Annotated in this window: 12 protein-coding genes and 1 pseudogene; 7 read left to right on the top strand and 6 right to left on the bottom strand. The window is 64.5% G+C overall.

Annotation, left to right across the window (positions count from 1 at the left end; genetic code table 11):
* Positions 1 to 145: 145 nt before the first annotated feature.
* The 4 genes from ACFW0B_RS09125 to ACFW0B_RS09110 form a co-directional block, all read right to left on the bottom strand.
* The gene (locus tag ACFW0B_RS09125) at positions 146 to 2,392 is read right to left on the bottom strand and encodes an ATP-binding protein (protein ID WP_449147591.1); all 2,247 of its coding nucleotides are present in this window, start codon (positions 2,390 to 2,392) and stop codon (positions 146 to 148) included.
* Positions 2,389 to 3,162: a substrate-binding periplasmic protein gene (locus tag ACFW0B_RS09120; protein ID WP_449147590.1), complete on the bottom strand. Its 774-nt coding sequence runs from the start codon at positions 3,160 to 3,162 to the stop codon at positions 2,389 to 2,391. The genes ACFW0B_RS09125 and ACFW0B_RS09120 overlap by 4 nt, the downstream gene beginning before the upstream one ends.
* A gap of 4 nt (positions 3,163 to 3,166) precedes the next feature.
* A complete protein-coding gene (locus ACFW0B_RS09115; protein WP_449147589.1) occupies positions 3,167 to 3,880 on the bottom strand; it encodes a response regulator in 714 nt (237 codons plus the stop codon).
* An 83-nt stretch (positions 3,881 to 3,963) separates the two neighbouring features.
* Positions 3,964 to 4,614, bottom strand: coding sequence for a TetR family transcriptional regulator C-terminal domain-containing protein (locus ACFW0B_RS09110; protein WP_449147588.1), 651 nt, complete (start codon positions 4,612 to 4,614; stop codon positions 3,964 to 3,966).
* A 149-nt stretch (positions 4,615 to 4,763) separates the two neighbouring features.
* Between ACFW0B_RS09110 and ACFW0B_RS09105 the strand changes: the two are divergent.
* The 4 genes and pseudogenes from ACFW0B_RS09105 to ACFW0B_RS09090 all read left to right on the top strand — a co-directional run bounded on the left by ACFW0B_RS09105 (position 4,764) and on the right by ACFW0B_RS09090 (position 8,943).
* Positions 4,764 to 5,858 (top strand): annotated as a pseudogene (locus ACFW0B_RS09105) (polyamine ABC transporter substrate-binding protein).
* A gap of 31 nt (positions 5,859 to 5,889) precedes the next feature.
* On the top strand, positions 5,890 to 7,308 hold the full coding sequence (locus tag ACFW0B_RS09100; RefSeq protein WP_449147587.1) for an aminotransferase: 1,419 nt from the start codon (positions 5,890 to 5,892) through the stop codon (positions 7,306 to 7,308).
* A gap of 43 nt (positions 7,309 to 7,351) precedes the next feature.
* Positions 7,352 to 8,200: a helix-turn-helix transcriptional regulator gene (locus tag ACFW0B_RS09095; RefSeq protein ID WP_449147586.1), complete on the top strand. Its 849-nt coding sequence runs from the start codon at positions 7,352 to 7,354 to the stop codon at positions 8,198 to 8,200.
* A 317-nt stretch (positions 8,201 to 8,517) separates the two neighbouring features.
* A complete protein-coding gene (locus ACFW0B_RS09090; RefSeq protein ID WP_449147585.1) occupies positions 8,518 to 8,943 on the top strand; it encodes an organic hydroperoxide resistance protein in 426 nt (141 codons plus the stop codon).
* Between the two features lie 41 nt (positions 8,944 to 8,984).
* On the opposite strand, the gene cheR is transcribed toward ACFW0B_RS09090, so the two are convergent.
* Positions 8,985 to 9,812 carry a protein-glutamate O-methyltransferase CheR gene (gene cheR / locus ACFW0B_RS09085; protein WP_449147584.1) on the bottom strand — a complete coding sequence of 276 codons (828 nt, stop codon included), beginning with the start codon at positions 9,810 to 9,812 and terminating at the stop codon, positions 8,985 to 8,987.
* A 42-nt stretch (positions 9,813 to 9,854) separates the two neighbouring features.
* Entirely contained in the window at positions 9,855 to 10,787 is a 933-nt protein-coding gene (locus ACFW0B_RS09080) for a chemotaxis protein CheV (protein ID WP_449147583.1), read from the bottom strand.
* Positions 10,788 to 10,896: 109 nt separating this feature from the next.
* Between ACFW0B_RS09080 and flgA the strand changes: the two genes are divergently transcribed.
* The 3 genes from flgA to ACFW0B_RS09065 all read left to right on the top strand — a co-directional run bounded on the left by flgA (position 10,897) and on the right by ACFW0B_RS09065 (position 12,610).
* The gene (gene flgA, locus ACFW0B_RS09075) at positions 10,897 to 11,625 is read left to right on the top strand and encodes a flagellar basal body P-ring formation chaperone FlgA (RefSeq protein WP_449147719.1); all 729 of its coding nucleotides are present in this window, start codon (positions 10,897 to 10,899) and stop codon (positions 11,623 to 11,625) included.
* Between the two features lie 129 nt (positions 11,626 to 11,754).
* Positions 11,755 to 12,093, top strand: coding sequence for a flagellar biosynthesis anti-sigma factor FlgM (gene flgM, locus ACFW0B_RS09070; protein ID WP_449147582.1), 339 nt, complete (start codon positions 11,755 to 11,757; stop codon positions 12,091 to 12,093).
* A gap of 49 nt (positions 12,094 to 12,142) precedes the next feature.
* Positions 12,143 to 12,610 (top strand): flagella synthesis protein FlgN, encoded by a 468-nt coding sequence (locus ACFW0B_RS09065; protein WP_449147581.1) that lies wholly within the window; start codon positions 12,143 to 12,145, stop codon positions 12,608 to 12,610.
* Positions 12,611 to 12,693: the final 83 nt, after the last annotated feature.

Raw genomic sequence — 12,693 nt, 5'->3', positions numbered from 1 at the left:
GGGCTTGGTGGGTCATTATTCTTGTCTCCAATAGGCCACGAGGGCCGCACGAATGCGGTTCGTGCCCGATTATTGGGAGGACTTGTAAGACGCCGTTGTATGCCCGGATCGAAGTTGTAAAAAGTCGTAAGGAAATTGTTCGATTTCAGCCAGCGGGTTGCAGCAGCCCGTCCAGCGCGTGGGCAGAACGCGCCAGCAGTTCTTCCAGACGCGGCTGCAGGCTGCGCAAGGCGGCGGCATCGCAGCCCTGGGCGGCGACTTCCAGTTCCCTCAGGCAGGCGGCCAGGCCCCGCAAACCAAGGGATTCGCTGCTGCCCGCCAGGCGATGGGCGAGATGTCCGGCCTCGGCGAAATCCTCTACCGCCAGCGCTTCCAGCAGGCCGTGGCGGTGCTCGTCGAGCATGCGCCGCAGCAATTGCAGGAGTCCCTGGAGCTTCTGCTCGCCGAGCAGGCCGCGATGGGTGTCCAGCAGTTTTCCGTCCAGCAGTTCGGCATCGCCCGATTGCGCCGGCATGACGGCCTGCCCGGCCAGGGCGCGACGCAGGTCATCGAGCTTCAGCGGCTTGGCCAGGGCACCATCCATGCCGGCGTCCATGCAGCTGCGCACCAGCGCCGGCTGCAGGCTTGCGGTGAAGGCCAGGATGCGGCTGTCGCAGTTGGCGCCCTGGGTATCGGCACGAATCAGCCGGCACAGTTCGGTGCCGGGCATGTCCGGCAGGTGCAGGTCGAGCAGGATCAGGTCGAATCGCTGCTGCCGGCACAGCGCCAGGACCGGAGCGGCCTCTTCGACCAGGGTAACGCGGTGGCCGTCGCGCTCCAGCAGCCCTCTGACCACTTCGCGGTTGAGCGCCACATCCTCCACCACCAGCACGTCCAGCGGCTGCTCCAGCGCAGGGGCAACAACGTCGGTGGAGCGGTTCTGCGCAATGCCCAGCTCCAGTTCGAACCAGAAGCGACTGCCCTCGCCTTCCACGCTCTCGACGCCGATGCTCCCGCCCATCAGCTCCACCAGGCGCTTGCTGATGGCCAGCCCCAGGCCGGTACCGCCATAGCGCTGGGCCACGGCCTCGCTGGCCTGGGTGAAGCGTTCGAAGATCTTCGCCTGCATCTGCGGGGCGATGCCGATGCCGTCGTCGGTGACGCTGATGCGCAGACGCTGTGCCGCGTCCCGCGCCTCCAGCAGCTGCACCTCCACCAGGATCTCGCCGTCCTCGGTGAATTTCACCGCATTGGCCAGCAGGTTGCTCAGCACCTGGCGCAGGAACTGCTCGGCGCCGTGGCATCGCCCCTGCACCTGGGGATCGATGCGCGAACGCAGAATGGTGCCGTTGGCGCTGGCCCTTGGCTCTAGCAGGGTCAGCACCTGGTCCAGCAGCGCCGGCAGGGAGAAGTCGACCCGCTCCGGCCGGCTCTCCCCCTCTTCCAGGCGGGCGAAGTAGAGCACCTCGTTGAGGATCGCCAGCAAGCCCTCGGCGGCCTTGTGCAGGGCTTCCAAGCGCTGGCCGTCGCGCTCGTTGAGCGATGCCCCGCGCAGCAGTTCGGCCATGCCGAGGATGCCATTGAGCGGGGTGCGGATCTCGTGGCTCATGGTGGCGAGGAAGCGCGACTTGGCGAGGTTGGCCGCCTCGGCGTCCTCCTTGGCCCGTTGCAGGCTGGCAGTACGTCGTTCCACCAGGTCCTGGAGGACTGCGCGATCGTCTTCGCGGCGCTGGATGTCGTCGAGGATGGCCCGGCGCATGTCATCCAGGGCCTGGGCGACCGTATCGATCTCGTCGGCGCCGCGCCCGCTCCGGCGATCCAGACGCAGCGCTTCGTGCCAGTCGCCCGCGCCGATACGCCGGGTGAAGTCGGCCATGACCAGCAGATGGCGGGTGACCAGGCGGTGGAACAGCCAGGACAGCGCCACCGCCAGGCCGCAGAGGAACACGCCCATCCACAACAGGCTGGTGAGACCGGTTGCGTAGAGACGCCGGTAGATGGCGCCGAGATCGATCGCCACTTCCAGTTCGCCAAGCTGGCGCAGCTCGCCACCGGGCGGCTGGTAGGCCAGTTGAAAGCGTTCGCGACGGAGCGGGCCGGCGGGCTCGCGGGCCCCCTCCTGCAAGTTGAAGTCGGCACTGGTCAGGCGCACCTGGGCGATATCCGGAAAGTCCGCCAGGCCGCGCATCTGCATCTTCAACTGCACCTGGTTCAGATCCCAGAGGCTGCGTTCGAAGCTGGCCAGGTAGCCATCCCGGATCAGCGCCAGGCGCCCTTCGATCTCGCGCATCTCCCGGCGATATTCGAGGTGCAGCTGCACGGCGCTCGCCACCAGGGTGAAACACAGGCTGAACAGCAGGATGAACAGCAGCAGCCTGCGCAGCAGTCCGCTGCTGGGTTCGCGCCGGCTCACGGCTGCGGCTCCGGCTGAACCACCATGTCGCGGTAGGTGGCTTCGCTCTCATCGAGCCAGCGTTCGATCTGGCCGGAATCGGTCAGGGTTTGCAGCGCCCGATCGATTTCATCCATTCGCGCGGCCAGGGGGGATTGGCGCGATACCGCCAGGTGCAGGTAATCCACCGCAAGGGTGGTCGGCAGGCTGCGGATATCGTCACCGCCTGGCAGGTACTCGACGAACAGGAGACCGGTGCGGCGCTCATGGGGGACGAAGTCGATGCGGCCACGGATCAGTTTGCCGAAATTCTGGCGGCTGTCGGACACCCATTCGATATTGCCGGCACGGACGATTTTCTGGTCGAAGGCCTCGCCATAGCTCTCGCCGAAGAGCAGGCCGCCGCGATAACGGGTCAGGTCCTCCAGCACATCGACCTTCAGTGGCCGCCGGCGGTTGTAGAAGATCGCCACCTCCTCGCGCAGCACCGGTACGGAGGCGAACTGCAGGAAGTCCTGGCGAGGCTGGGTGCGATAGGCCAGCACCACATCCACGCGCCCTTCGGCGGCGTCCAGCAGGCAGCGCTTCCAGTTGTCCAGGGTGACCAGCTCGAGCTCCTGGCCGAGGCTCGCCATGACCGCACTCACCACCCGCGGCGCGAGGCCACGCATGTGCTTGCCGTCGCTCCAGGAAATGGGCGGATACACCGGATGGTCGCAGTAGCGCACCGGCTGCGCGGCCAGGGCCGTGGAGCCCAGCAACAGCGACAACAGCAGCCAGACACGCAGCATGGGCTCAGACGGAGCTCGCGGTGGCGGTGAACAGGTAGCCAGCACCGTGGATGGTGATGATCAGCTGTGGCTCGGCCGGGTCGTCGCAGAGTTTGCGGCGCAGGCGTCCCACCAGAACGTCGATGGAGCGGTCGTTGGGCAGCCACTCGCGGTTGCGGATCTGGTCCATCAACTGGTCACGGCTCAGGGTGTGCCCGGTATTGCGGAGGAAGACGCTGAGCAGCTGGAACTCGCCGTGGGTAAGCAGGGTTTCACTGCCGTTCTGGTCGATCAGGCGGCGCCGGTCGCTGTCCAGCGTCCAGCCGGCGAAGCGCTTGAGCTGGCTGCCGGCGGGCGCGGCCGGCTGTTGTGCATGGCGCACCCGGCGCACCAGGTTCTTCGCCCGGGAGACCAGTTCGCGGGGGTTCAGGGGTTTGACGACGTAATCGTCGGCACCGCATTCAAGGCCGACGATGCGGTCGACTTCATCGTTGCGGCCGGTGATGAGGATGATGCCGACCTCGGAACGCACGCGCAGCTCGCGGGTCAGGGTCAGGCCATCCTTTCCGGGCAGGCGGATATCGAGCATGACCAGCTCGACCGGGCTTTCCGCCAGGCAGGCCTCGGCCTGTTCCGCCGTGCTGGCACAACGCACTTGGTACCCCTCCTGGGCCAGGTAGGACTGGAGCAGTTCACGAATCAGCGGATCGTCGTCGACGATCAGCACACTGGGAGCCATTGCAAGTGCCCTCTGCCTCCGCACGCTGGCGGGGCGCTCTTATTGTTGGAGTGGCAGGAGGTTATCGTCGGTTGAACAGGCGATCAACAGCCTCCGACGGGACGCAGGAAGCGTTGCACGCCGCCGGCCTGCAGGCCGTCCACCCAGGCTTCGCAGATCTGCACGCCCTGCTCGGGGGTGAAAGTGTGGGGATTCAGCCCGGACTCGAGCCAGAGTCCGTCGAGCAATGCACTCAGGCTGATGGCGGCCAGTTCCGCATCGAAACCCTGCCAGCCCTCCTCCCGCGCCAGTTCGTTGAGCACCTTGGTGAGGATCGCGCGGTACTCGCCATAGGAATGATCGTGGGCCTGGTTGATGGCCTGGGCGGTCTTCACCGCGCCCCAGAAGGCCAGCCAGGCATCCAGCAACTGCGGGTCCAGCAGTTCGGCGCAGAAGGAAGCCTGGAAAAACGCCGACAGCCGCGCTCGCGGGGCGGGCGGTGCCGCGTCTATGGCATCGCGCAACAGCTTCATCACCCGCCCGGTGACGGCCAGGTAAGCCTCGGCCACCAGTTCGTCCTTGCTCGCATAGTGGTGGTTGATCAGCCCCACCGAGACGCCGGCTTCGGCGCAGATCTTGCGGATCGACGCCCCCTTGAAGCCATGGAGCTTGAGGCAGGTGAGAGTCGCTTCGATCAGGTGGGCCTTGCGCAACTCAGGGTCCAGACGGGAGTAGCGCACATCCTGGGTCGTCATACCGAAAAGCTCCTGCAGTGATTCGGGTTCTGAACGACTGTACAGGATACCGGTGCCCCAACCTACCCGTTCGGGTTATGGCCCGATGGCCATCCGGCGCCCAGAGTAACCACAGGTGACCCAATAACGACACAAGAGGTGGAACCGACATGCGCAAGACCCTGGCTGCAGCACTCGGCGCGACGCTCACCCTCTTGCCGGCCCTGAGCCCGGCGGACGACGGCAACACCCTGCGCCTGTACAACTGGTCGGACTACATCGGCGAAAACACCCTCGCCGATTTCCAGAAGGCCACCGGGATCAGGGTGATCTACGACACCTTCGATTCCTACGAGACGGTCCAGGGCAAGTTGCTGCCGGGCCGCTCCGGCTACGACCTGGTGGTCATGAACGCCGCCCTGGTGCCGCCGCTGCTGAAAGCCGGAGTCTTCCAGCCGCTGGACAAGAGCCGCCTGCCCAGCTGGGGCAACCTGGACCCGCAGGTGCTGGCCAGCCTGGAGCACTACGATCCGGGCGTGACCTACTCGGCACCCTATACCTGGGGCAGCAACGGCATCACCTACAACGTCGACATGATCAAGGCGCGTATGCCCGACGCGCCCATCGGCTCCCTGGCGATGGTGTTCGATCCCGAAGTGGTATCGCGCTTCGCCGACTGCGGCGTGACCCTGATCGATTCGCCCACCGATGTGCTGCCACTGGCCCTGGCCTACCTCGGCCGCGACCCGAACAGCGCGGCCCCCGAAGATCTCAAGGCCGCCCAGGACCTGCTGCTGAAGGTGCGCCCCTACATCCGCAAGTTCGACTCCATGAGCTACCTCAACGGCCTGGCCAACGGCGAGCAGTGCATCGCCATGACCTGGTCCGGCGACTACGCCACCGCCCAGGCCCGCGCCACCGAGGCCGGCGCCAAGGTGAAGCTGGACTACTTCATTCCCCGGGAGGGCTAGCTGATCTGGTTCGATGACTTCTACATCCCCAAGGACGCGCCGCACGTGGAGAACGCCCACAAGTTCATCGAATTCATGCTGCAGCCCAGGGTGATCGCCCAGGTCACCGACTACATCCGCTACGCCAACAGCAACCTGGCCGCCATGCCGCTGATTTCCGCCGAGGTGCGCAACGATCCGGCGATCTACCCCGACGACGCCACCCGCGCCCGCCTCTTCACCCAGAAGACCCAGCCGCAGAAGGCCATGCGCCTGATCACCCGCACCTGGAATGCGGTCAAGACCGGCAAATGAATTGAACTGCCCAGCATCCGAGAGCACGACCATGAAGACCCCGAACGCCGACTTCTTCGCCCAGTTCGACAATGAGCGCCTGGTGGCCGCCGACAAGGCGCACTACATGCACGGCTACCACGTCTTCGACGACCACCGGGAAAACGGCGCACTGAACATTGCCGCAGGCAGTGGCGCCTACATCTATGACACGGCCGGCAACCGCTACCTGGACGCCGTGGGCGGCATGTGGTGCACCAACATCGGCCTGGGCCGCGAGGAAATGGCCGAGGCCATCGCCGACCAGGTTCGCCAGCTGGCCTACTCCAATCCGTTCTGCGACATGGCCAACACCAGGGCCATCGAACTCTGCGAGAAGCTGGCCGAACTGGCCCCCGGCGACCTCGACCACGTGTTCCTCACCACCGGCGGCTCCACCGCCGTGGACACCGCCTACCGTTTGGTGCAGTACTACCAGAACTGCCGCGGGAGGCCGGAGAAGAAGCACGTCATCACCCGCATCAACGCCTACCACGGCTCCACCTTCCTCACCATGTCGCTCGGCGGCAAGGCGGCGGACCGCCCGGTGGAGTTCGACTTCCTCAAGGACCGCATCCACCACATTTCCTGCCCCAATCCCTATCGCGCGCCAGCGGGCATGGACGAAGCGCAGTTCCTGGAGTTCCTGGTCAACGAGTTCGAGGACAAGATCCTCACCCTGGGGGCGGACCGCGTCGCTGCCTTCTTCGCCGAACCGATCATGGGTTCGGGCGGCGTGATCATCCCGCCGGCCGGCTACCACAAGCGCATGTGGGAGGTCTGCCAGCGCCACGATGTGCTGTACATCTCCGACGAAGTGGTGACCTCCTTCGGCCGCCTGGGTGCCTTCTTCGCCTCGGAAGACGTATTCGGCGTGGTGCCGGACATCATCACCACCGCCAAGGGGCTGACCTCCGGCTACCTGCCGCTGGGCGCCTGCATCTTCTCCGAGCGCATCTGGAAGGTGATCGGCGAACCGGGCAAGGGCCGCTGCTTCAGCCACGGATTCACCTACAGCGGTCACCCGGTGAGCTGCGTCAGCGCGCTGAAGAACATCGAGATCATCCAGCGGGAAAACCTGCTGTCCCATGTGGACGAGGTGGGTGCCTATCTGGAGGAGCGCCTGCAGAGCCTGGCCGACCTGCCGCTGGTGGGCAGCGTGCGCTGCAAGAAGCTGATGGCCTGCGTCGAGTTCGTCGCCGACAAGGCGAGCAAGGCCCTGTTCCCCGATGAGCTGAACATCGGCGAGCAGATCCATCTGCGGGCGCAGAAACGCGGTCTGCTGGTTCGGCCCATCGTGCACCTGAACGTGATGTCGCCGCCGCTGACCATCACCCACGCCCAGGTGGACGAGATCGTCGAGACGCTGCGCGAGGCCATCCTCGAAACCGCCGAAGCCCTCAGGAAAAGTGGCGACTATGCGGGCAACTGACGGCGTCTGGTCGCTGCCTCGTGGCGCCAGTAGACTGCCGGGCATGACCGAGCCCCAACCCGCCAGCCCCACCCTCGCCGCCCTGCATGCCTGGCATGCAGGGCTGGCCCGCGCCATGGCCAGCGTCGCGGAACCTTCGTTCTGCGCGCACCTGGTCGATGCACTGCGAAGCCTGGTGCCCATCGAGTCGGTGCTGCTGGGCCTGGAATGCAAGGGTCTGGCGCCGCGGCCGCTCTACCAGTGCGGCATCCCCACCGAGTACCGCGAGGCACTGATCGAGCGCTACTACGCGCGCGGCTACCTGCTGGACCCCTTCTGCCTGGCCATGGAGAACGGCTTGGCCGAAGGCTTCTACCACCTCTCGGAAATCGCCCCGGACGACTTCTTCAACAGCGAGTACTACCGCACCAACTACCTCAAGTGCGGCTCGGTGGAAGACGCGCATTTCATCGTCGACCTCGGCGGCCAGCGCAAGGTATCCCTCTGCGTGTACCAGGGCCGCAGCGGGGCACGCTTCAGCCAGGAAGAACTGGCGCTGCTGCGCACGGCGCACCCGCTGGTGCGCGAACTGGTGCGTCAGTTCGACGACCGCGGCGGCCTGATCCGCAGCCTGGATGGCCACGGCTCGGCGCCCCTGCGCAGCGCTGCTCCTGCCAGCCTCAACCGGCAGATCCGCGAAGCCTTCATGAATTTCGGCAGCGACCGGCTCACCGAACGCGAACGGGAAATCGCCCACCTGCTGCTGCGCGGACACTCGGCGAAATCCAGCGCCAAGGTACTGGAGATATCGCCGGAAACCGTGCGCATGCACCGCAAGAACCTCTACACCAAGCTGGAGATCGGTTCCCAGGCGGAGCTATTCGCCCTGTTCATCGACTGGCTGACGGCCTGAAGCGCGTGTTCATTGGCCAGGTCCACGACCACCCTTGCTGGCGACCAATACGGAGGGGTAGACATAGAATCTCCTACGGGAAATGCGGCTACCTGCAGGGCAGACCTGCGGCCTGCCTGGCGATTGAAATCGCCCCCACAAAAGCGGGTCAATCTCAAGACCCCTTCGCCTTCAGCCCCTCTCCCATAGCCAGGCAGGGAGCGACCAGGGTGCCCCTACAGGTGGCGCGGACACCACCTTTTCAGTCGGACGGTGCTGGGCAGGTCCGCTCCATTGGCTAGGCTTGCTTGTCTCTGCCACCAATCCGGAGACCTGCCATGCCCATCGAGAAAGCCTTGTACACCGCCCATGCCGAAGCCTACGGCGGCCGTGAAGGCCGCGCCGTGTCATCGGACGGCGTGCTGGATGTGAAGCTGACCACGCCGAAGGAACTGGGCGGACCGGGCGGCGACGGCACCAACCCCGAGCAGCTGTTCGCCGCGGGTTACTCGGCCTGCTTCCTCGGCGCCCTCAAGTTCGTCGCCGGCAAGGAGAAGATCGCCCTCAGCGAAGACAGCTATATAGAAGGCGCGGTGGGCATCGGCACCTTGCCCACCGGCTTCGGCATCGAGGTCGAACTGAAGATTTCCCTGCCCGGCCTGGACAGACAGGTCGCGAAAGAGCTGGTGGACAAGGCGCATATCGTCTGCCCCTACTCCAATGCCACGCGGGGCAACATCAACGTGACCCTGACCCTCGTGTAACGCGCGAAGGCAAAAAAAGGGAGGCCACTGGCCTCCCTTGTTCATTTCACCTTGTAGATGATCCCCGGGCTGCACTGGACCATCTGGTAGAGGTCGGGCAGGCCGTTGAGGGCCTCGGATGCGCCGAGGAACAGGTAGCCGCCCGGCCTCAGGGTGGCGTGGATGCGGGTGAGGATGTCCTTCTTCACTTCCGCGGAGAAGTAGATCAGCACATTGCGGCAGAACACGATGTCGAACTTGCCCAGCGCTGCGTAGCTGTCCAAGAGGTTCAGCGGACGGAATTCCACCCGGCTGCGAATGGCCGGTTTTACCGCCCAGCGCCCCGGCCCCTTCTGATCGAAGTAGCGCGCCAGGCGTTCCGGGGACAGGCCCCGGCCCATGGCCAGGCTGTCGTATTCGCCGGAGCGGCAGGCAGCCAGCATGGAACTGGACAGGTCGGTTGCGACGATGCGCACGCCCGCCTTGAGCTGGCCGAGATTGATCTTCTCGAACTCGTCGATCGCCATCGAAATGGAGAACGGCTCCTGTCCCGAAGAACTCGCCGCCGACCAGATGCGCAGGGGCTGGTTCGGGTTGGCCTTGATCAACTCGGGGAGAACCCGGCTCTTGAGCACCTCGAAGGGATAGGTATCGCGGAACCACAGGGTTTCGTTGGTGGTCATGGCATCGATGACCTGCTCGCGCAGGCCGCCCCGGGAGAACCCCTGGATACGCTGGGTAAGCTCACCCAGGGTCTTGATGCCGTTCTGCTCCATCAGCTTGTTCAGCCGGCTGGACACCAGATACTGCTTGTTGCTGCCCAGCAGGATGCCGCAGGTCTTTTCCAGGAATACCCGGAACTGCTCGAACTCCACATTGCCTGAAGACACTAAGGGCGCCTCACCGATCTGTTTCCATGCCAGGGGGCCGAATCAGCCCCCGTCCGTTGCCTTGATGCGTTCCACGACTCGCGCCGCCAGGTCGTCGGGCTTGAACTTGGCGAGGAAGTCATCCGCCCCCACCTTCTTCACCATTGCCTGGTTGAACACGCCGGAAAGCGAAGTATGCAGGAGGATATGCAACTTCTGCATGCGCGGATCGTTGCGGATTTCCGCCGTCAGGGTGTAGCCATCCATCTCCGGCATCTCGATGTCGGAAACCACCATCAGCAGTTCCTGCTCAGGCGCCTTGCCCTCCTCCACCATCTCACGCAGGTAGTTGTAGGCCTGGCGCCCGTCGTTGAGGGCCTTGACCTCGACACCGACGGTTTCCAGGCAGCGGATCACCTGCTTTCGTGCAACCGACGAATCGTCGACGATCAGGACCCGCTTGCTGATGGCCTTGCTCTGGGTCTCGATATCGACCACACCTTCGGACACCACCTCGGAAGTTGGCGCCACTTCGGCGAGGATCTTCTCGACGTCGATGATCTCCACCAACTGCTTGTCGACCCGGGTTACCGCCGTCAGGTAATGCTCGCGACCGGTTCCCTTGGGTGGCGGATGGATCTCCTCCCAGTTCATGTTGACGATGCGCTCCACCGAGCGCACCAGGAACCCCTGCACCTTGGTGTTGTATTCCGTGATGATGACGAAACTGTTCTTCAGGTCATCCAGGCCTCTGCGCCCGGTCGCCATGGACAGGTCGAGAATCGGAATGGTACCCCCACGGATATTGGCGACCCCGCGTACCACCGGGCTGGACTTGGGCATCAGGGTAAGGCGGGGGCATTGCAGCACCTCCTTCACCTTGAACACGTTGATGCCGTAGAGCTGCGATCCGTCGAGGCGGAACAGCAGCAGCTCCAGGCGGTTCTGCCCGACCAGTTGGGTACGCTGGTTAACCGAATCCAAAACACCGGCCATGACCAGACTCCTGTTACAAGCCATTGAACGCCTGCTTCAACCTGGCAGGCGGCACGAGCCTTGCTTCTATGTTCGCATGAACACTATGACGACGCTTTTCCGACACTTGATGGCAAAACGCCGCAAATCGCTTGCGGCTGTTTTACCCGCTTTGTGCTGTCTCGGCTACAGCCCCGCGTCGAGTGCGAATCTGACGTCACCTGAAGTACTTATCGGCACAGCCGAAGGTTTTCTTGAGTTCGCCGTCGAAGAATATCTGCAGCGGAGCAATATTCAGGGCCGCAGCGAAATCCAGGTCAATCGCCTCGACCCACGCCTGCGCCTGGCGGAGTGCGACAAGGATTTGACGACCAGGCTGGAAAGCCCGGCCCAGCCGCTGGGACGCGTCACGGTAAGGATTCGTTGCGATGGCAGCGCCCCGTGGACGGTGTTCGTCCCGGCCCAGGTCAGGCTTTACCGTGAGGTGGTGGTGGTGACCCGGCCACTGCGCCGTGGAGCGCCGATCTCCGTCCAGGACGTGGCGGTCGCCGAACGCGACGTAGGCACCCTGAACCAGGGCTTCCTCACCGATCCGGTGCAGATCATCGGCCAGAAGACTACACGCGCCCTGCTCCCCGACCAGGTACTGGCGCCGCTGCACCTGCAGCAGGCCGAAGTGGTGAGCAAGGGCGACCAGGTGGTGATCAGCGCGGCGAGCGCCTCGATCAATGTCCACATGCCGGGAGAGGCCCTGGCAAATGGTGCGCCAGGCGAGCAGATCCGGGTGCGCAACCTGAGCTCCGGCCGCGTGATCAGGGCCCGCGTCAAGGCGCCCGGCCAGGTTCAGGTAGACATGTAGGCATGAATCCACTGGCACCGAAGCGGGCTGATTTCTTACACTCGGCCGGTGCGAAAGAATTTTCTAAAGTTATCCCGGACAGGGCCGATAAAACGGTAAGCGTCCAATCAGCGTCCGAGGTTCAGCACCATGGCTATCGACTTCAACCGGCTCAATAACGGCCCCCCCGCCGCCAACACGGGGCGTACCGGCAGCACCCAGACCAGCAAAAGCGAAACCGTCGCCAGCAGCCAGGCTGCTACGGCCCAGAACTCCGGCGAGCAGGCTCCGGCTGCCAAGAGCGGCGAGTCCGTGCAACTGAGCAGCGAGGCTCAGATGCTGCAGAAAGCCGGCGAAAAACTGCGCGACCTTCCCGTGGTGGACAAGGAGCGCGTTGAAAAACTCAAGCAGGCCATTGCCGACGGCACCTATCAGGTCGACAGCAAACGTGTGGCCAGCAAGCTGCTGAACTTCGAATCCCAGCGCTAGTCCACGGGCAGCGCTGGGGAACCTGGACGCCCGATCCCCCAGAGCGCGTATGCACGAAACCAACCTGCTTCAGCTGTTCACCGACGATATCGGCCACGCCCAGCGTTTGCTTGAGCTGCTGGACGAAGAATTCCAGGCCCTGGGCGAACGCGATCTCGTCCGCCTGGAGAAGCTGCTTGCCGACAAGCAGCCCCTGCTCGCCCAACTCGACCAGCATGGCCGCCAGCGCAGCCAACTTCTGGCCAGCCTCCAGCTGAGCGCCGACCGCGCCGGACTGCAGCAATTCGCCGAACGCTTCGCCCAGGGCCAGGACGTGCTCGAGCGCAGCGACGAACTGGGCGAGCTGCTCGAACGTTGCAAGGCGGCCAACGAGCGCAATGGCCGCCTGATCCGCGCCAATCGTGCATCGGTCGGCAGCATGCTCGGCATCCTGCGTGGCGGCGACACGCCCAGCCTCTATGACAGCCGGGGTGCGACCGCTAGAATCGGCCAGCAGCGCCCGCTCAGCCAGGCCTGACAAAACATTAGAAGAAAAGCACGGAGACACAGGCACGATGCCGCCGCTCTTCGTGTAACCCGCTTTTGCGTTCGGAGAGACCT

The sequence above is a fragment of the Metapseudomonas phytobenefica genome (assembly GCF_043392685.1).
GTDB lineage: Bacteria > Pseudomonadota > Gammaproteobacteria > Pseudomonadales > Pseudomonadaceae > Metapseudomonas.
Note: the sequence above shows the minus strand (reverse complement) of the source record. Positions and strands in the feature narration are given on the sequence as shown.